This is a genomic window from Allorhizobium sp. DMC15 (genome assembly GCF_056314065.1).
The window spans coordinates 26,470-44,609 of record NZ_JBQUZB010000005.1; the positions used below are offsets into that span (position 1 = coordinate 26,470).

The 18,140-nt window shown below is 62.0% G+C and carries 16 protein-coding genes; 8 read left to right on the forward strand and 8 right to left on the reverse strand.

The genetic code is table 11. The features are described 5' to 3' along the window. The first annotated feature begins 8 nt into the window (after window positions 1–8). The gene (locus tag ACT53S_RS20230) at window positions 9–839 is read left to right on the forward strand and encodes a p-hydroxycinnamoyl CoA hydratase/lyase (protein ID WP_113376781.1); all 831 of its coding nucleotides are present in this window, start codon (window positions 9–11) and stop codon (window positions 837–839) included. Between the two features lie 200 nt (window positions 840–1,039). Further along, window positions 1,040–1,231: a CsbD family protein gene (locus tag ACT53S_RS20235; protein ID WP_476068305.1), complete on the forward strand. Its 192-nt coding sequence runs from the start codon at window positions 1,040–1,042 to the stop codon at window positions 1,229–1,231. 153 nt (window positions 1,232–1,384) lie between these two features. Here ACT53S_RS20235 and ACT53S_RS20240 read toward each other — a convergent pair whose 3' ends face one another. Both ACT53S_RS20240 and ACT53S_RS20245 read right to left on the reverse strand, forming a co-directional pair. After that, window positions 1,385–2,152 carry a coniferyl-alcohol dehydrogenase gene (locus tag ACT53S_RS20240; RefSeq protein WP_113376779.1) on the reverse strand — a complete coding sequence of 256 codons (768 nt, stop codon included), beginning with the start codon at window positions 2,150–2,152 and terminating at the stop codon, window positions 1,385–1,387. Window positions 2,153–2,240: 88 nt separating this feature from the next. Further along, a complete protein-coding gene (locus tag ACT53S_RS20245; protein ID WP_476068306.1) occupies window positions 2,241–3,713 on the reverse strand; it encodes a benzaldehyde dehydrogenase in 1,473 nt (490 codons plus the stop codon). Between the two features lie 325 nt (window positions 3,714–4,038). Here ACT53S_RS20245 and ACT53S_RS20250 point away from each other — a divergent pair, with 325 nt between their 5' ends. Continuing rightward, complete coding sequence (locus ACT53S_RS20250; RefSeq protein WP_476068307.1) at window positions 4,039–5,847, forward strand: sigma 54-interacting transcriptional regulator; 1,809 nt, start codon at window positions 4,039–4,041, stop codon at window positions 5,845–5,847. A gap of 4 nt (window positions 5,848–5,851) precedes the next feature. On the opposite strand, the gene ACT53S_RS20255 is transcribed toward ACT53S_RS20250, so the two are convergent. Genes ACT53S_RS20255 through ACT53S_RS20275 form a run of 5 tightly spaced genes read right to left on the reverse strand, consistent with a single transcriptional unit; the run spans window position 5,852 to window position 12,089 of the window. Beyond that, a complete protein-coding gene (locus tag ACT53S_RS20255) occupies window positions 5,852–7,582 on the reverse strand; it encodes an acetyl/propionyl/methylcrotonyl-CoA carboxylase subunit alpha (RefSeq protein WP_476068308.1) in 1,731 nt (576 codons plus the stop codon). 48 nt (window positions 7,583–7,630) lie between these two features. Further along, window positions 7,631–9,229: a 5-oxoprolinase subunit B/C family protein gene (locus ACT53S_RS20260; RefSeq protein ID WP_476068309.1), complete on the reverse strand. Its 1,599-nt coding sequence runs from the start codon at window positions 9,227–9,229 to the stop codon at window positions 7,631–7,633. Between the two features lie 7 nt (window positions 9,230–9,236). After that, window positions 9,237–10,043: a putative hydro-lyase gene (locus ACT53S_RS20265; RefSeq protein WP_476068310.1), complete on the reverse strand. Its 807-nt coding sequence runs from the start codon at window positions 10,041–10,043 to the stop codon at window positions 9,237–9,239. A gap of 33 nt (window positions 10,044–10,076) precedes the next feature. After that, a complete protein-coding gene (locus ACT53S_RS20270) occupies window positions 10,077–10,841 on the reverse strand; it encodes a LamB/YcsF family protein (RefSeq protein WP_476068311.1) in 765 nt (254 codons plus the stop codon). Between the two features lie 33 nt (window positions 10,842–10,874). Further along, on the reverse strand, window positions 10,875–12,089 hold the full coding sequence (locus tag ACT53S_RS20275) for an NRAMP family divalent metal transporter (RefSeq protein ID WP_476068472.1): 1,215 nt from the start codon (window positions 12,087–12,089) through the stop codon (window positions 10,875–10,877). Window positions 12,090–12,490: 401 nt separating this feature from the next. On the opposite strand from ACT53S_RS20275, the gene ACT53S_RS20280 reads away from it, so the two are divergent. Next, window positions 12,491–13,147, forward strand: a complete 657-nt coding sequence (locus tag ACT53S_RS20280; RefSeq protein WP_476068312.1) for a GntR family transcriptional regulator — start codon at window positions 12,491–12,493, stop codon at window positions 13,145–13,147. A gap of 4 nt (window positions 13,148–13,151) precedes the next feature. On the opposite strand, the gene ACT53S_RS20285 is transcribed toward ACT53S_RS20280, so the two are convergent. Then, complete coding sequence (locus ACT53S_RS20285) at window positions 13,152–13,760, reverse strand: TetR/AcrR family transcriptional regulator (RefSeq protein WP_476068313.1); 609 nt, start codon at window positions 13,758–13,760, stop codon at window positions 13,152–13,154. Window positions 13,761–14,002: 242 nt separating this feature from the next. On the opposite strand from ACT53S_RS20285, the gene ACT53S_RS20290 reads away from it, so the two are divergent. The 4 genes from ACT53S_RS20290 to ACT53S_RS20305 are packed head-to-tail and all read left to right on the forward strand — an operon-like array spanning window position 14,003 to window position 18,055. Beyond that, complete coding sequence (locus ACT53S_RS20290) at window positions 14,003–15,088, forward strand: putative urea ABC transporter substrate-binding protein (protein WP_476068314.1); 1,086 nt, start codon at window positions 14,003–14,005, stop codon at window positions 15,086–15,088. 30 nt (window positions 15,089–15,118) lie between these two features. After that, a complete protein-coding gene (locus ACT53S_RS20295; protein ID WP_476068315.1) occupies window positions 15,119–15,937 on the forward strand; it encodes an ABC transporter permease in 819 nt (272 codons plus the stop codon). Window position 15,938: 1 nt separating this feature from the next. Further along, window positions 15,939–16,727 carry an ABC transporter ATP-binding protein gene (locus ACT53S_RS20300; protein WP_476068316.1) on the forward strand — a complete coding sequence of 263 codons (789 nt, stop codon included), beginning with the start codon at window positions 15,939–15,941 and terminating at the stop codon, window positions 16,725–16,727. A 17-nt stretch (window positions 16,728–16,744) separates the two neighbouring features. Continuing rightward, window positions 16,745–18,055 carry an NtaA/DmoA family FMN-dependent monooxygenase gene (locus tag ACT53S_RS20305; RefSeq protein WP_142073231.1) on the forward strand — a complete coding sequence of 437 codons (1,311 nt, stop codon included), beginning with the start codon at window positions 16,745–16,747 and terminating at the stop codon, window positions 18,053–18,055. Window positions 18,056–18,140: the final 85 nt, after the last annotated feature.

Sequence of the window (18,140 nt, forward strand, 5' to 3'; positions counted from 1 at the left end):
CATGATCCATGAGTGAAGTCGAACAAACCCCCACCAGCCCCGTCGTCGTTGAATTCGACAACGGTATCGCCTTCGTGACGCTCAATCGTCCGGAAAAGCGCAATGCGATGAATCCGGCCCTGAACATCCGCATGATGGAAGTTCTCGACGAACTGGAGGCGGACGAGCGTTGCGGCGTTCTTGTGCTGCGTGGTGCCGGCCAGTCCTGGTCGGCGGGTATGGACCTCAAGGAATACTTCCGCGAGAACGACGGGAAGGGTCGCGCGGCGGTATTGAAGAGCCGTCGCCAGTCCGGCGGCTGGTGGAACCGCCTGATGTATTTCGAAAAGCCGACGATCGCCATGGTCAACGGCTGGTGCTTCGGCGGTGCGTTCACGCCGCTGGTCGCGTGCGATCTGGCGATTGCGGCAGACGAGGCGACCTTCGGTCTCTCGGAAATCAACTGGGGTATCCTGCCAGGCGGCAATGTCACCCGCGCCGTCGCCGAGGTGATGAACCATCGCGACTCGCTCTACTACATCATGACGGGTGAGAATTTCGGCGGCCAGAAGGCGCGCGATATGGGCCTCGTCAACGAATCCGTTCCGCTTGCTGACCTGGAGACCCGCGTCCGGGCGATCTGCGCGAGCCTGCTCGAAAAGAACCCGGTGGTTCTGAAGGCTGCCAAGGACACGTTCAAGCGCGTGCGCAACATGCCTTGGGAGCAGGCTGACGACTACATCTACGCCAAGCTCGAACAGATGCTGTTCCTCGACAAGAGCAACGGCCGCGCCGAAGGGCTGAAGCAGTTCCTCGATGACAAGACCTACCGTCCTGGTCTCGGCGCCTACAAGCGCTGAGATCCTGGATCTTCATGACGTCTTCGGCCCGGCATTCGCGCGAATGCCGGGCCGTCTCTTTCTTGGTCCGCGGAACGAAATGCGTGCGGCTGCATTGTTAAGACAGGCGGAGCGTTAAGCAGCTCAAGAGGGACTTCCCCGGCGTTTGACCGGGTAGCGAATTGAGGGCCGCGCGTGACCGCGACAGAAGGAGAAAGACCATGGGTTCCACATCCGACAAGATTTCCGGCAAGGCGAACGAGCTGGCTGGCAAGGCAAAGCAGGCCATTGGCGACGCTACCGACAACCGCAGCCTCGAAGCCAAGGGTGTCGCTCAGGAAGCAAAGGGCGATGCCCAGCAGGCCAAGGGCCATGCCAAGGATGCTGTGAAAAACGTCATCGACAAGGTCTGACACTCCTGGTGTCACGACACCTTTAGGCCCGCCATCGTGCGGGCCTTTCGGTTTTTTAGCGGTGGCCGAGGTGACGGAACCATAGGTTGCGCCCCGCCGATGATCCGTTTGGAACGGGAATGAAGCCGAAGCGCTTCGCTCCCGTTTTTCGTTTCAGACGTAAACTGCAGCAAGCCCGCCATCGATCGGCAGGTTAATGCCGGCCACCCAGCGCGCATCGTCGGAGCAGAGGAAGAGTACCGGACCCGCAATCTCGTCGGCGAGGGCCGGACGCTTCATCTTGTGCGCGTCGGCTTGAACGCGGTCTTGGCCCAGCATGGTGACGAAGTCACCGAGGATCGGGGTGAAGACAGGTCCCGGCGCAACCGAATTCATGCGGATGTCGCGTTCCATAAATAGCGAGTGGCTCCGCTTCATTGTCCAGACGATCAATGCTTCCTTGAAATACTGGTAGCATGTTTCCTGGGCAACCGGATGGGCGCGGAGCCATTCATGCCCCGCGACGAAGCTCTCTGTGGCAGCAAGTTGCTTGTGCAACTCGACACGCTGGGGCCATTCGGCTCCCAGGATCGAGGCAAAGTTGACGATCGACGCCCCTTTCGGCATGCGATCGAGAAGCGCTTCGGTCAGATGCCGCAGGCCGAGATAATTGACCTTGGCAACCAGGTCCTTGTCCGCAGTGCCGGGAACGCCGGCGGCATTGATCAGAGCGTCGATGCGGGCAGGAAACTGGGCGAGGGATGCATCGATCGCGGCCGGATCCGACAGATCGAGCTTGATGAAACCGTCGAGTGTCAGCATGGCGTCATTGCGGTCGACGCCGATGACGGTCGCCCCGCGAAAGCGGGCGAGGCGAGCCACTTCGCCGCCGATGCCGGATGAAACGCCTGTAATGACAATTGTCTTTCCTGAAAGGGTCATGGTCGTGCCTTCTGGGAGTGTGTGGTGAGATCAGATCCGTTCGCCTCGGGGCGAACGGTCCGCTGGTCTGGTGGATTTGTGGGGTGGATCAGAAGGGATATGGCGTTGCCGCAGTCTTCACAGAGACCCATTGCCACTGGGTGAATTCCTCGATGTCGGCGGGGCCGCCGACGCGGGTGCCATTGCCGGACTTGCCCCGACCGCCGAAGGGCGCATAGGGACCGCCGTTCACGGTCTGGTCGTTGATGTGCAACTGTCCGACATCCAGCTGGTCGCCCAGCGCGATGGCCCGGCCGAGATCGGCCGAGATCACGCCGGCGGCAAGGCCGTAGTCCGAGTGATTGGCAAGAGCCACGGCTTCTTCGTCTGTCTTGAAGGAGGTGATGCAGGCGACGGGCCCGAAGATCTCCTCCTCGAAGGCAAGCATGCCCGGTTTGACGCCAGAGAGGACGGTTGCGGCATAAAAGCGGCCGTTATACGTGCCACCGGCGAGCAGCTTTGCGCCCTTGGCAACCGCGTCATCGACGATCTTCTGAATGGTCTCGACCTGCGCATCGGAAATGATCGGGCCGAGTGCTACCTGCTGCGTCGACGGATCACCGGCCGGCAGATGCTTCGCCTTGGCAACGAGTCTTTCTGTGAGGCTCTGTTCGATCCTTTCGTCGACCAGGATCAGGCCGGTCGCCATGCAGATCTGTCCCTGGTGCAAAAAGGCGCCCCAGGCGGCGTTGGAGGCGGCGATGTCGAGATCTGCGTCATCGAGAATGACGAGGGCGTTCTTGCCGCCGAGCTCAAGCTGGACCCGTTTCAGATTGCGGCCACAGACCTCGCCGACCTTGGCGCCGCCGCGGGCCGACCCTGTGAACGAAACCATCGCGATGTTGGGATCGCTGCACAAGGCTTCACCAGCTTCAGCCCCGCCGGGGACGACATGCAATACGCCCTTTGGCAGGCCTGCCTCTTCGAAGATGCGGGCGATGATAATGCCGCCGGAGATCGGCGTGCGTGGGTCCGGCTTGTGAACAACCGTGTTGCCAAGCGCGATGGCCGCGGCAATCGAGCGGACCGAGAGCACCAGCGGGAAGTTGAATGGCGAGATGACGCCAACCACACCATGCGGCACGCGCCGGGCGTAATGGGTGCGATCGTCCATGCCCGGCAGGAACATGCCCGACGGCTGCACGGCAAGCGATGCGGCATGGCGCAGGAAGAGCGCGCCATGCTCGATTTCGATCATGGCTTTGGGATCGATCGAGCCCGTTTCCTGAATGATCCAGCTCGCGAGTTCCGCACCATTCTGTTCCAGCAGGTCTGCGGCGCGGTTGAGGATTGCGGCCCGCGTGGCCGGCAGGACCTTTGCCCAGGCTTTTTGCGCGGCGCGCGCCTGGCTCGCCGCACGCTGAACGTCTGCCTCACCGCAAAAGCCGACGGCGGCCAACACATTGCCATTGGCCGGATCGGTGACGTTGATCGTCCCGCCGAGGGCCTCCTGCCACTCGGAGATATAGGCCATGCCGCCCCAACGGGCGGTATCCAGAAATTTGGGGGTATGCATGTTCATTGTGTTGGGCCTCCAATCCCGTTGGATGTGGGAGGTCGCGGGCACAGCTTCGCCGTTGTGATCAGGCCTGTTTCAGCCACTCATCGGATCGAGCTGTGATGCGCCATCCTCCTTGCCGCCTCCTCAAGCGGCTCGAAGTCAATCTCGCAAAGTGTGTGCCAACTGCGGATCAGAGATGGGCCTGACGGGGGCAAACCGGCTTTCCCTTTGTTCGACATGATCTTTTTTGCGCATCGTCAAGAATTGTGCTGGTTGCGTTGTCTATTGCGACGTTCATGAAATAATGAAATTCTGCTGAAAACTACGAAAATAATGAAAGTCGTTCATGTCCAGGGATCGTGCTTCCAACCGTGTGTCGTTGGCCGATATGTCGAAGTCGACGGGCAGGATCCTGTCCAAGGGAGCGTTCAGCGAGCTCGATACCGGTGCATCGCCAACGCTCGCCGAACTGACAGAGGCGCTGCATTTTTCGTTGGGCGATGGCCGCATCTGGCTGAACGACCAGCGCATGGTGCTGATGCAGAGCCCGGTTCTCGGGCGCTTGCGACAGGAGATCATCGAGGCCTTCGGGATGGAGGCGGCCAAGGGCATCTTCATGCGTGTTGGTTACATGCAGGGGGTGCGGGATGCGGAACTCATCCAGAAACGCTTTCCGAACCAGGACCTGACCCATGCTCTGGCCGCCGGGCCCCGGGTTCATACGCTGGAAGGCTTCGTCAAGGTCGTCACCAAGCAGTTCGAATTCGATAGCGACCGAGGGACCTATTTCGGCGAATTCTACTGGCACGATTCGTCGGAAGCCGGCGAACACATCGCCCATCACGGTCTGGCGCAAGAACCGGTTTGCTGGATGCAAACGGGCTACCCAAGCGGCTACACCAGCACGCTTTTCGGCCGCCCGGTGATCTTTCGCGAAATCGAATGCAGCGGCATGGGCGCCCCACGTTGCTATGTCGTGGGCCAGAACGCGGAGGAATGGGGGGAGGATGCGCCGGAGCGTGCCTATCTGGGCCTGGAATGGCCGAGGCAGAAACGCACCTACCGGCGGGCGGTGCAAAAGGAACCTGAGGCGATGCCTGCGCCAGCGCAGGACGAGGACCACCCGCCACGTGATCCCGTTGTGGGCGTGTCGGCGGGCTTTCTGCGCGCCAGGTTGATGGTCGAAAAGGTCGCCGATACGGAGGCAACGGTCCTGCTTGTCGGCGAATCCGGTGTCGGCAAGGAGCTTTTTTCACAGCAGTTGCATCGCCTCAGTCTGCGAGCCGGCGGTCCCTTTGTGGCCCTCAATTGTGCAGCCATTCCGGACACGCTGGTGGAATCGGAACTCTTCGGGGTCGAAAAGGGAGCTTTCACCGGTGCTGTCGCCTCTCGGCCGGGCTATTTCGAGCGCGCAGCCGGTGGAACGCTGTTCCTCGACGAGATCGCCTCTCTGGCCTTTGCTGCGCAGGGGAAGCTTCTCCGGGCCATCCAGGAGCGTGTGGTGGAACGGGTTGGCGGGACGAGAAGCGTGCCGGCCGACGTCCGGGTCATCGCGGCCTCGAACGTCGATCTCGCCGAGGAGGTTCGCGCGGGCCGCTTTCGCCAGGACCTCTATTTCCGTCTCTGTGTCTTTCCGATCGCCATCCCGTCGCTCCGGGAGCGGCGCGACGACATTCCGCTTCTCGTGGATCACTTTCTGCGTCTTTTTCGCGAGCGTCACCGCCGGCAAGTGGTGGGCCTCACCCGGCGAGCGATGGACGCCCTGCTCGCCTATGATTTCCCCGGCAATATTCGCGAGTTGCAGAACCTGATCGAACGCGGCGTGATCTTCGCCGATGCCGGCGGGTGGATCGACGTGCATCACCTGTTCACGGCTGGCGAAGTCACATCGCCCTTTTCACCCGCCCTGACGGCGGAGGGGAGGCTTGCGGTTCCCGGGGCGATGGCCAGCCTCTCGTCTGCCCCAGTGACCGGCACGAACGCGGTGCGCTCGGCACAGGATCTGGCAAAGGCGGAAGGCGACCTCTACCGAAGTGCCCTCGACCGGGCAGGCGGCAATGTCTCCGCTGCAGCCCGGGCCCTGGGTCTTTCCCGTGCGAAGCTCGAATATCGACTGCGCAAGCTCGACTTGCTTGCGCGGGACCCGTCGGTTTGATCCGTTATTCCTCGATGCGGGCAATTTCCGCTCCGGCGGACACATAGGCGCCGGCTGCAGCCTGGAAACGGATCCGCCCGGCCCTTGGGGCGGTAATCTGGGTTTCCATCTTCATCGCTTCCATGACGGCAATCAGATCGCCGGCCTCGACCGGTGCCCCGTCCTCTACCCTCAAGGCCTGCAGCGTGCCGGCAATCGGAGCCGTGACGCTGTTGGCATCCGTTGCCTTCCTGCTGTCGGCTGCAACCGCGCCGCCGGCAGACAGACCGCCGAGGCCAGCAAGCAGGACAGCGGGGATGCCAAGCGCGTGGCGCTTGCCGTCGATCTCGACATGGGTGCGAACCAGGCCCGTCTGCCCGGCGGGCTCAGGGCGAGCCAACGCCTCGAGCGAGCCGGTAAAATCCGTCTCGATCCAGCGGGTATGAACACGGAAGCCGTCTTCGCCGGTAAAATCCGGATGCTGAAGAACGGCACGGTCGAAGGGAAGCACGGTGGCAACGCCTTCGATCTCGAATTCGGCCAGCGCGCGACGGGCGCGAGAAAGCGCCTGTTGACGGGTCGAACCGGTGACCACGAGCTTTGCCATCAGGGAATCGAAGGTGCCGGGCACGGTCGAGCCCGAAAGGACACCGGTGTCGAGGCGGATCCCGGGACCGGACGGAGGATCAAACCGCGTGATCTCACCCGGCGTCGGCAGGAAGCCCCGTCCGGGATCTTCGGCATTGATGCGAAACTCGATCGAATGGCCACGCGGGGCAGGGGACTCCGTGACCTCCAGCGCCTTGCCTTCGGCAATGCGGAACTGTTCGATCACGAGATCTATGCCGGTGGTCTCTTCGGTCACGGGATGCTCGACCTGCAGACGCGTATTGACCTCGAGGAACGAGATCGTTCCATCGACGCCGAGCAGGAATTCGACAGTGCCAGCCCCCGAATAGCCCGCCGCCGCACAGATGCGCTTGGCCGCTTCATGGATCGACTGGCGCTGACCGTCGGTGAGGAACGGGGCAGGCGCTTCCTCGACAAGTTTCTGATTGCGCCGCTGCAGCGAGCAGTCACGGGTTCCGAGCACCAGCACATTGCCATGTTTGTCGGCCAGCACCTGCGCCTCAATATGGCGTGGTCGATCCAGGAACCTTTCGAGAAAACATTCGCCCCGACCAAACGCGACTTTCGCCTCGCGTACGGCGGATTCGTAGAGCTCGGCTATCTCTTCCATCTTCCACGCGACTTTCAGGCCGCGCCCGCCACCGCCATGGGCGGCCTTGATGGCCACCGGCAGGCCGTGTGCCTCTGCAAATGCGATCACCTCTGCCGCTGTTCCAACCGGACCGTCGCTGCCTGCGACCAGGGGTGCGCCGACGCTGGTTGCGATGCGACGCGCCTCAACCTTGTCGCCGAGCGCCTCGATCACGTGCGGGTCGGGACCGATCCAAGTCAGACCCGCGTCCTGCACCGCACGGGCGAACTCGGCCCGTTCAGAGAGGAAACCATAGCCTGGATGAACCGCATCCGCCCCCGATCGCTTCGCGATGGCGATCAGCTTTTCGATGTCGAGATAAGTCTCGGCCGGGCTGCTGCCGCCCAAACCATAGGCTTCGTCCGCAAGCTGCACGAAGAGCGCGTTCACGTCCGGATCGGCGTAGACGGCCACCGACTGCAGGTCATAGTCGCGGCAGGCGCGAATGATACGCACGGCGATTTCGCCGCGATTGGCGATCAGCACTTTCTTCATCGGGGTCTCCTCAATTTGTTGCCGCGTCAGGGGCGAGCGTCACATGGATCAGCCCTTTGCGGGCCTGATCTCGGCGAACTCGGTTACGGGCCGAAACTGGATTTTGGCGTTGACCGGAATCTGCCCGGCAAGATCGAGATGATACTCGGCGACGGTACCGATGACCGGGTAACCACCTGTGAGCGGATGATCGGCGAGAAAGAGCACCGGCTGGCCGCTATGCGGCACCTGGATCGCGCCGGTTGCCGTTCCTTCGCTCGGCAATTCCGCCTTGTCCTTTCGCTCCAGCGGCTCTGGCCCCTCGATGCGGATCCCGACCCGGTTGGACTGGGGTGTCACCGTATAGAGCTGCGCACTCAGGGTCGCGATGCCCTGCGCCGTAAACCAGTCGCTGCGCGGTCCCATGATCACGTCGAGCGTGACGATGTCGCCTGCTGCCGGACAGTCGAAGGCGGGCGCCTCGCCGAGTGAGACAGATGTCAGGCCTTGGCCTTCACCGATGTTGAGCTGTGTGCCTGTCACGACCGGCTCAGGTCCGACGACGGCCAGCGTGTCGGTCGAGGCGCTGCCCAGAACCGGAGCGACGGCGAACCCACCCCGCAGCGCGAGATAGCTGCGAGCCCCTTTCGATGCAAAACCGAGCGTGATCACGTCGCCATCCTCCAAAGAGATGGGACGGTAGGTCTCTGCTTCGATCTCCCGGCCTTTGGCATCGCGGATGGTGATCGGGCAGGGGGCCCCTGTCAGCGCCATGACGGCGCGGCCGGAGACCTGGAAGGAAAAGCCGCCGAGGGCGATTTCGAGCGCAGGCGTCTGAACCGGGTTGCCGACGGCCCGGTTCGCCGCCTTGAAGGCGCCTTGATCGAGCGCTCCGGAGGAAGAGACACCCTGGCCGGTCTGGCCGAAACGTCCCAGATCTTGGAACAGGGCGGGCATCGGGGCGGCCAGCACGGTGATCGACGCCTTGCCAATTGCCCTTTCATTGGAGAGAGCCGTTTCCGGCGCTGATATGTCGGAGGTTGCGATGGCGGGCTTGTGCCGGAGATCGACGAAACGAACGCGGTAGCCGGGCTGGAACAGCGCTGGCGGATCGCGGCTCAGGTCCCACATCTTCAGGGGCGTCGTGCCGATGATCTGCCAGCCGCCGGGACTGTTTTGCGGATAGACGCCGGAGAAGGCGCCGGCGAGGGCCACCGAACCTGCGGAGATTTTCGTCCGCGGGCTTTGCCGGCGAGGCACCTGGAGGGTCGGGTCACCGCCGACCAGATAACCGAAGCCGGGTGCAAAACCGCAAAAGGCGACGGTGAAGGTGCTTTCGGTATGACGGCGAATGACTTCCTCGACCGACAGCCCCGTCAGCTCGGCAACGTCGTTCAGGTCCTCCCCATCATATCGCACCGGGATCTCAACCAGTTTGTCGGACGGCGCGATGCGTGCCGAGAGGTCGCGCTCGGCGATTTCTGCGGCAAGGCGTTCGGCTGATAACCGGTCCGGCCGGAACCTGATCATCAACGTTCTTGCCGCCGGCACCATGTCCTCGATGCCATCGACACGATCGGCTTCGAGCGAGGCAAAGAGCGCCAGCGTCTCGTCGAGATCCTTCAGTTCGACAAGCAGGACGGTCAGGCTGACGGGCAGGAAACGCATCGGGACCTCAGGCGTGATAGGCGGAATCGGGAATATCGGTGATGAACATATGACCGGGGGCATGGGTGATGGCAAAGGGTACGCCCGATGCCATGACGGCAGCCTGGGGTGTCACGCCGCAGGCCCAAAAGACTGGAACTTCGCCCGGCTCGATGCGAACGGGATCGCCGAATTCCGGCTTGGCCAGATCGCGAATGCCGAGCTCTTCGTGCGCGCCGACATGTACGGGCGCGCCATGCACAGCCGGGAAGCGGCCGGAGATGGTCGCGGCATCCGCCACGCGCGAGGCCGGGATCGGGCGCATCGACACGACCATGTTGCCATGCAGGCGGCCGGCGGGACGGCAGGGCCGATTGGTCAGATACATCGGTACATTGGATTTGTCGGTAATGTGGCGGATCTCGATGCCGGCCTCCAGCATCGGCGTCTCGAAGGTGAAGCTGCAGCCGATCAGGAAGCTGACGAGATCGGGATGCTCTGCCCACGCTTTCGTCGCATCCGGTGTTTCCTCGGCAAGCTTTCCGTCGCGCCAGATCCGGTAGAGGGGCAGGTCTTTGCGTAGATCGGCCCCTGGTGCCAGAAGCGTGGCATGCGAGCCGGGATCGGAGACGTCGAGCACCGGGCAGGCCTTCGGGTTGCGTTGGGCATAGAGCAGGAAGTCGAAGGCCCAGTCGCGCGACAGAACGATCATGTTGGCCTGGGTGAAGCCTGGCGCCACGCCAGACGTCGGGGCAACCTCTCCGGCCCGATACTGTTCGCGGGCAAGCCGAGCGGGTGTGACATCCACATGACGGAGGTGGTCGAGTGCGATCATGACAGTGCTCCAGACGGTGTTCGGGCGATCGTGTCAGGCTTTAAGAAAGGACCGGACAGTGATGCCGTCTGCCTCAAAGGCGCGACGGATCTCTTGGGCGATGGCAACGGCCCCCGGGCTGTCGCCGTGGACGCAGATCGATTGCGCATTCACCTTGATGGTCGAGCCGTCGATTGCCTCCAGCGTGCCCTCACGGGCAAGCTGCAGCATGCGGCGGGCAATGAGATCTGTATCATGGAGGACGGATCCGGCCTCGCGGCGCGAAACCAGTTCTCCTTCAGGCGTATAGGCCCGGTCGGCAAAGGCTTCCGCGACAGTCTTGAGACCGGACTTCTGCGCGAGCTCAAGGATCGGTGCGCCGGCAAGGCCCATCAAGACCAGGTTCGGATCGATGGCCTTGATCCCGTCGATGACGGCCTGGCCCTGCTTCGGATCATAGGCGATGCGGTTGTAGAGTGCGCCATGCGGCTTGACATAGCCGACGGTGACGCCGGCGGCGGCTGCCACGCCCTTGATGGCGCCGATCTGGTAAATGACGTCGGCGGTCAGTTCCGCCGAGGTCACGTCCATGTCGCGGCGGCCGAAGCCGACGCGATCCGGATAGGAGACATGCGCGCCGATCGAAACGCCCTTTGCCGCAGCAGCTTGCACGGTTTTCAGGATGCCGAGCGGGTCGCCGGCATGAAAACCGCAGGCGACATTGGCGCTGGAGACAATCGAGAGCATGGCCTCGTCGTCGCCCATGGCCCAGGCACCATAGCTTTCGCCGAGGTCGCTGTTGAGATCGATGGCAGTCATGTCTTCCTCCCGTCTGTGTTCAATCTGTTCCGCTCAAGCGCCCGTCAGGAGCGCGAAAATCGGACCGATCGACTTGTAGCCCATGTACCAGGTGAGCGCGCAAGTCAGCGCTCCCAGCACCAGCAGCCAGCGGGGATAACGATAGCCACCCATCAGGTCGGAGCGTGCCCAGGCCGCGTAGATGAAGATCGAAAGCCCGATCGGCAGGATGAGACCGTTGAGGCCGCCGACGAACACCAGCATCTGGGCAGGCGGCGTTGTGATGATCACATAGAAGAACAGCGAGACGGCGATGAAGATCACAGTCGCGATGTTGCGGGCCCGCTCGCTGATGTCCTGCTTGAATACGGTAATGAAAGAGACAGAGGTATAGGCAGCCCCGATGACAGAGGTGATGGCGGCAAACCAGAGGACCGCGCCGAAGATCCGGTACCCGACATTGCCAGCAGCTGCCTGGAAGGCCTGGGCGGCGGGGTTTGCACCCTTGCCGGAGACGTCGATGACGACGCCGGAGGCGACCACGCCGAGGATGGCTAGGAACAGCACGTAGCGCATGAGGCCGGTGACGGCGATGCCGGTCAGAGCGGCCCGGTTGACAGCGCCGAGGTTTTCGATGCCGACGGTGCCCTTGTCAAGCAGGCGATGCGCGCCGGAATAGGTGATGTAGCCGCCAACCGTGCCGCCGACGATGGTGGTGATCGTGGCGAAATCGATGGTGCTGGGAAGGAAGGTCTGGAAGAGCGCATCGCCGACCGGGGGCTGCGAGACGATCGCGACGTAAAGCGTCAGCACGATCATGGCAACACCGGCGACCACGATCAGGCGGTCGATGGCGACACCAGCTCGTTTGGAGCTGAAGATGCCGATGGCGATCAGGGCGCTGATGGCGCCGCCCCATTTGGGATCCACGCCGAGCATGGCATTGAGGCCGAGCCCCGAGCCGCCGATATTGCCGATGTTGAAGAACAGCCCGCCGATGATCACGAGAACCGCGAGCACATATCCCGTGCCGGGGATTGCCGCATTGGCGATATCGGACGCGCGCATCTTAGTCAGCGTCACGATCCGCCAGATGTTCAGCTGAACGACGAAGTCGATGAGGATTGAGGCGAGGATGGCAAAGGCAAAGGCCGCGCCGAGTTTGGTGGTGAAGGTCGCGGTCTGCGTAATGAAGCCTGGGCCGATGGCGGACGTCGCCATCAGGAAGATGGCGGCAACAAGTGCTGTCCGTCGCGATTTGACCGACATGCCGCCGGATCCGGCTGTCGCCGGCACATTCGAATTCTGTTCCATGTTTCCCTCTCCGTGGATCTCGCGCCGGTTACTCCGGCAGACTTGACGATCGACAGGCCTCAGCGTCGCCGCGTTTCACAATTCTGTCAAGATTGTTCAACGATATTATTTGATCGTTCTACTATTGTGCCGATATGTTGAGCAAAATGCCGGAATCCTGGACGATTTTCGGCAAGTCGCGGACATTTTTTGATCGTGTCGTGGCTCGCAGTTGCCGCCGACCGGTGTTTGGACAATAAGGCGGACGCGCTTTTCACTCGCCGGACTGATGGAGATGGGCGTACGGCAAAGCCGGTCGACACCTGTTTTCCGTGGCGACCGACAGAGGTCGCGAGACTGGCAGAATGGGGACACGCATGGCAGAGGTGGATACGACGGCAGCCCTTGCGCCAAGATTGGCGGAAGAGATCCGCGACAAACTGATCCGTGGCGAGTTGAAGCCGGGGCAGCGCCTGTCGGAAGCATCTCTCAGCGCCGATCTCGATGTGTCGCGCAATTCTCTGCGTGAAGCATTTCGTCTGCTGACCAAGGAGGGTCTGCTGCGCCACGAGCCCAATCGTGGCGTCTTCGTTGCCACCCCGAGCATGGCCTCGATCATCGACATCTACCGCGTGCGTCGCATCATAGAATGCCGGGCGCTCGCCGACGCCTATCCGAACCATCCGGCCGTGGCACGCATGCGCGCAGCCGTGGATGCGGCCCGCATTGCGCGGCAGGCAGGAGAGTGGGGCACGGTTGGCAGTGAGAACATGAAGTTCCACTCGGCTATTGTCGAGCTTGCCGACAGCGTCAGGCTGAGTGCCTTCTATGCTCAGATCGCCGCCGAACTGCGCCTGAGTTTTGGCCTCCTCGATGATCCGGAATTGCTGCATGCGCCCTATGTCGAGCTGAATGCCGGGATCCTCGAACAACTGGAGAGAGGCCATCCGAAGGAGGCGGCGTCAGCCCTGGAAGCCTATCTCGCCCAGTCCGAGCGCACGGTACTCGCCGCATTTTCCAGGATCGGCGCCTGACGCTTCAGGGACGCAATTGCGCTTCCAGCATCTCGCGCAGGTCGGCAATATCCTCAGCTATGCGGATTTCGCCGCGGCTTTCGGCGCCGTGAAAGATCCCGTCGAGATGCAGGCCGACGAAACGGGCCAGTTTTTCACGGTCGACGCTCCCGTATCGGCCGATTGCCATCCCTTCCTCCAGCGTGCGGACGATGAGATCCTTCTCGAACTGATAGAAGCCCATGACCATGGCATCGAGCTCCGGGTCTCTGACGGGCAAGGCTGCCTGGTCGGACATCAGCTTGACCATGCGCGACATCATGCTCGGCGCCATGGCCGCATGGGTTGAAAACCAGGCGCCGATATCGGCGAGGAAATCGTGGCCGTGGGCGCTCCGTCGAGCTTCGTAATCGTCGGTGATCTGACTGAGCGCCCGTGCCAATACCAGACGGACGAGGTGATCCTTGCTGCTGAAATAGTGGTAGAGCAGGGCGACATTGACGTCACAGGCGAGCGCGATGTCGCGCATCGTGACAACAGAGAAATGCGAGGTGCCGACGAGCCCGAGCGTCGCGTCGAGGATCAGCTCCATCCGCCGGCTTGGATCCAGTCTCTGTCGTGCCGCCTTGGCCAAATCGGCATCCTTTCCGCAAATCCGGCTTCGATTATCTTCGTCGCGGGCACTTTGCCAATCGCAAAATGTGGCGCTCAAATGTGCAGTGCAGCATGGGTGGCGGATTAAAAAAACGCCTTATACGCAAAGGTTTTCGCAAGCCTGCCCATAAATTGATCTTCGTCATTTTTGCACTTGCGAAGCTATTAAACGCTTGCTTAGTTATGCGCAACGGCCTTTGCGTCAGACCTGGAGACAAGCCAATGAAGTTTTCATTTCGTGCCCTCGCCCAGTCCCTCACCGTCGTCCTCGGCACGTCGCTGGCCCTTGCCGGCACGGCGCTGGCCGCGCCCAAGACCAGCTTCAAGGTAGGCTACTCGATCTATGTCGGCTTCATGCCCATGGGCTACATGAAGGAAAGCGGCATCCTGAAGAAATGGGCCGACAAATATGGCATCGAGATCGAGATGATGGCGGTCAACGACTATGTCGGCTCGATCAACCAGTTCATCGCAGGTGACCTCGATGCCGTCGGCGTGGCGGGCATGGATGCGCTCACAATGCCGGCCGCCGGCGGGGTGGATACGTCGATTTTCCTGATCACCGACTATTCCAACGGCAATGACGTGCTAATGTCGAAGTCGGCGACCTCGGTTGCCGACCTCAAGGGCAAGGACGTCTACCTCGTCGAATACAGCGTCTCGCACTACCTCCTCAATCGCGCGCTTGTCATGAATGGCCTGAGCGGTGTGGGCGAGGTGAAGACCGTCAACATTTCCGATGCCGACATTGCCGCCGCCTACCTCTCCAATGCCGATATCCAGAATGCCGCCGCCTGGAAGCCGATGACGGCCGACATGATTGCCGGCTCACCGGAAACGAAGGTGCTGTTCGACAGCTCTCAGATCCCCGGTGAAATCATGGATGTCTTCATCGGCAACACCGAAGTGCTGAAAGACAACCCGGCCTTCGGCAAGGCGCTGACCGGCGCCTGGTATGAGGCGCTTGCCGCCATCAAGGCAGGCGGTGATACGGCAAAGCCGGTCAACGACTACATGGCAAGCGCGCTCGGCACAGATCAGGCCGGCTTGAAAACCCAGATCGACACGACGTTCTTCTTCTACACCCCGGCCGAAGCCAACGCCTTCCTGACCGACGCCAAGACCGGCACGATCATGGACGACATCCGCAAGTTTTCCTTCGATCGTGGCCTGTTTGGCCAGGGGGCAACCTCCGTCGATGCGATCGGCATCCAGCTCGCCGACGGCGCCGTGCTGGGCGATCCCGCCAATGTGAAGCTGCGCATCGACGCCTCCTACGCCAAGCTTGGCGCGGACGGCGGGCTCTGATCGGAAAGGTTTGGCAAGGAGGGCAGTTTCATGAAACGCATCATCAACTACCCTCCTTCCCGCGGCCAGCGCCTCTTCCTCGGCGTTCTGCCATTCCTTTTGATCCTTCTCGCCTATGTGCTGGCCTCCGAAGCGCGGTTGTCCGTCAATCCGACTGACAAGCTGATGCCGGCGCTCTCTTCCTTTGTATCGGCCATGAACCGGATGATGTTCGAGCAGGACCGCGCAAGCGGCGCACTGCTGTTCTGGTGGGACACCTATCTTAGTCTCTGGCGGTTGTTAGTCGGCCTCGGCCTCTCCGCCCTGCTCGGCCTCGTGCTCGGCGCGCCGATCGGTTTCATCCCGCAGTTGCGGGCAGCCTTCGACCCAGTGCTGGCCGCGATCTCGCTGGTGCCGCCGCTCGCCATGCTGCCGATCCTCTTCATCCTCTTCGGGCTCGGCGAAGTCTCCAAGATCGTCCTGATCGTCTTCGGGGTGGCGCCCTTCCTGATGCGCGATGTGGTGCTGAGGGTCGAGGCGCTGCCGCGCGAGCAGATCATCAAGGCCCAGACGCTCGGCGGCTCCACCTGGCACATGCTGATCCATATCGTACTTCCGCAGATCCTGCCGGGCCTGATCAACGCCGTGCGCCTGTCACTCGGAGCCACCTGGCTCTTCGTCATCGCGGCCGAAGCAATCACGGCGGAAGGCGGGCTCGGTTACCGCATCTTCCTCGTCCGCCGCTATCTCGCGATGGACATCATCCTGCCTTACGTCATCTGGATCACGCTGCTCGCTTTCCTCGTCGATCTGGCGCTCCGCAAGCTGTCGGCCTTTCTCTTTCCCTGGTCCGTGCTGAAGGAGGGCTGACATGGTCGAGATCGTCTTCGACAAGGTCTGGAAGGAATATGGCGACGCCATCGTCCTCGAAAATGTCAGCCTCACGCTGAAGGACCATGAGTTCCTGTCAATCGTCGGCCCGAGCGGCGTCGGCAAGACGACGCTGCTGCGATTGTTACTGAGCCAGGAAGTCCCGACTCGTGGGCAGATCCTGCTTGATGGCCAGCCGATTGCCGGCGAGCCGACCGATGATCGCGGTGTCGTCTTTCAGCGCTATTCCGTCTTTCCGCACAAGACCGTGCTCGGCAATGTCATGCTGGGGCCACAGTGGCGCTGCTCTGCCTTTCTCGGCACATTGTTCGGCGCAAGACGCAAGGTCTTGCGTGACCGGGCCATGGCACTGCTTGAGCGCGTCGGTCTGAAGGACTCGGCTTCCAAATATCCGCAACAGCTATCCGGGGGCATGCAGCAGCGTCTGGCGATCGCCCAGGCCCTGATCATGCAGCCCAAGGTGCTTCTGCTCGATGAGCCCTTCGGCGCGCTCGATCCCGTCACCCGCAAGAGCATGCATGTGCTGATCCGTGAATTGTGGACCGAACGGCAGATGACCATCGTCATGGTCACCCATGACATGGGCGAGGCCTTCGAGCTTGGCACCCGTGTCATTGCCATCGACAAGTATCGCAAGGATCCACAGGCGCCCGAGCGCTACGGCGCCGGCATCATCTCCGATTTCGAGGCCAAGCCCCGCATCGTGCGCGAGAGCGCTCGTTTCGAGCTTTCCCGATCCAAGATCATTCCACTCCAGACTGCCCGTTGACAAAGGAGAGCCTATCCATGGCCAAGAAGATGCACCTCGCCTGGTTCATGAACTTCACGCCCGACGAATGGCGCGAACCCTTCGGACAGGGCGGTTATCCCTGGGATGGGCGCTTCTACATGGAAATGGCGCAGACCCTTGAGCGCGCCTGCTTCGACTACATCATGATTGAAGACAAGCTGATGGTGCCGCAGACCTATGGCGGTTCGCGCGACTTTGCGCTGAAGAACGCCATGATGGTGCCGAAGCACGATCCGGCGCCGCTCGCCACCGCCATGGGCATGGCGACCTCCAAGCTCGGCGTCGTCGCGACCATGTCGACCATGGCCTATCCGCCCTTCCTGCTGGCCCGCCTCTGCTCGACCATCGACAGCCTGACGCGTGGACGTTTCGGCTGGAATATCGTTACCAGTGCCGAGGATCTTGCGGCCAAGAACTTCAACATGGACAAGCTGCCGCTGCGCGAAACGCGCTACGAGATGGCGGAAGAATACATGGAGGTCGTCAACAAGCTCTTCGACAGCTGGGACAAGGATGCCGTCGTTCTCGACCGCGACAAGGGCGTCTATGTCGACCCGACCAAAGTTCGGACCATCGATCATGTCGGCAAGCACTATCAGGTCCGCGGACCGCTCAACACCGTGCCGTCGCCGCAGCACCGGCCGATCTATGTCCAGGCCGGCGCTTCGCCGCGCGGCCGCGACTTTGCCGCCCGCTTTGCAGACTCCATCATTTCCGTCGCCTCGGGTCCTGCCGAGATGAAGGCCTTCCGCGATGATATCAGAGCCAGGGCGACCAAGATCGGCCGCGATCCCGATGAGATCAAGGTGTTGTTCTGCATCACGCCGACCTTGGGCGAAACCGAGTTCGAAGCGCAGGAGAAGTATAAGCGGCAGGTCTCGTCTGACTATTTCATTACCGATACGCTGGCCTCCATCTCGGCGATCACCGAGATCGATTTCTCGCAATTCGATCTCGACAAGCCGCTGCCTGAAAAGCTCGTGACCAATGGCGAATCCGGTTCGCTCGACAAGTTCCAGCAATGGGGCAGCGGCAAGACCTTGCGTGAACTGGTCGTCTCCGGCGGCGGTGGCCTCGTTTCCTCTGTCGAACTGATCGGTACCCCCGACCAGGTGGCCGAGCGCATGGGCGAGGTGATGGAAGAGGTCGGCGGTGATGGCTTCCTGGTGACGACGCCAGTGCTGCGCGTCTCGCGCCGCTATCTCATGGAAGTCGCCGATGGACTTGTGCCCGCTCTACAGAAGCGCGGCTTGGCCCGGACCAGCTACGCCCACGACCTGTTGCGCGATAACCTGCGGGAGTTTTGAGCGACCGCGACGATTGCGCCTCTGCAAGCCAGTTCCTGAGTTCACCAAGAGGACCCGTCATGACCGAGCCCCACCTCGCCCCGTC

Bases quoted from the DNA above. Each gene is read 5' to 3' on its own strand.
- ACT53S_RS20230 (WP_113376781.1), top strand. From the start codon at position 9: ATGAGTGAAGTCGAACAAACCCCCACCAGCCCCGTCGTCGTTGAATTC.
- ACT53S_RS20275 (WP_476068472.1), bottom strand. From the start codon at position 12,089: ATGTCGGTCAAATCGCGACGGACAGCACTTGTTGCCGCCATCTTCCTG.
- ACT53S_RS20300 (WP_476068316.1), top strand. From the start codon at position 15,939: ATGGTCGAGATCGTCTTCGACAAGGTCTGGAAGGAATATGGCGACGCC.
- ACT53S_RS20240 (WP_113376779.1), bottom strand. From the start codon at position 2,152: ATGACCCTTTCAGGAAAGACAATTGTCATTACAGGCGTTTCATCCGGC.
- ACT53S_RS20290 (WP_476068314.1), top strand. From the start codon at position 14,003: ATGAAGTTTTCATTTCGTGCCCTCGCCCAGTCCCTCACCGTCGTCCTC.
- ACT53S_RS20295 (WP_476068315.1), top strand. From the start codon at position 15,119: ATGAAACGCATCATCAACTACCCTCCTTCCCGCGGCCAGCGCCTCTTC.
- ACT53S_RS20280 (WP_476068312.1), top strand. From the start codon at position 12,491: ATGGCAGAGGTGGATACGACGGCAGCCCTTGCGCCAAGATTGGCGGAA.
- ACT53S_RS20255 (WP_476068308.1), bottom strand. From the start codon at position 7,582: ATGAAGAAAGTGCTGATCGCCAATCGCGGCGAAATCGCCGTGCGTATC.
- ACT53S_RS20260 (WP_476068309.1), bottom strand. From the start codon at position 9,229: ATGCGTTTCCTGCCCGTCAGCCTGACCGTCCTGCTTGTCGAACTGAAG.
- ACT53S_RS20245 (WP_476068306.1), bottom strand. From the start codon at position 3,713: ATGAACATGCATACCCCCAAATTTCTGGATACCGCCCGTTGGGGCGGC.
- ACT53S_RS20235 (WP_476068305.1), top strand. From the start codon at position 1,040: ATGGGTTCCACATCCGACAAGATTTCCGGCAAGGCGAACGAGCTGGCT.
- ACT53S_RS20270 (WP_476068311.1), bottom strand. From the start codon at position 10,841: ATGACTGCCATCGATCTCAACAGCGACCTCGGCGAAAGCTATGGTGCC.
- ACT53S_RS20305 (WP_142073231.1), top strand. From the start codon at position 16,745: ATGGCCAAGAAGATGCACCTCGCCTGGTTCATGAACTTCACGCCCGAC.
- ACT53S_RS20250 (WP_476068307.1), top strand. From the start codon at position 4,039: ATGTCCAGGGATCGTGCTTCCAACCGTGTGTCGTTGGCCGATATGTCG.
- ACT53S_RS20265 (WP_476068310.1), bottom strand. From the start codon at position 10,043: ATGATCGCACTCGACCACCTCCGTCATGTGGATGTCACACCCGCTCGG.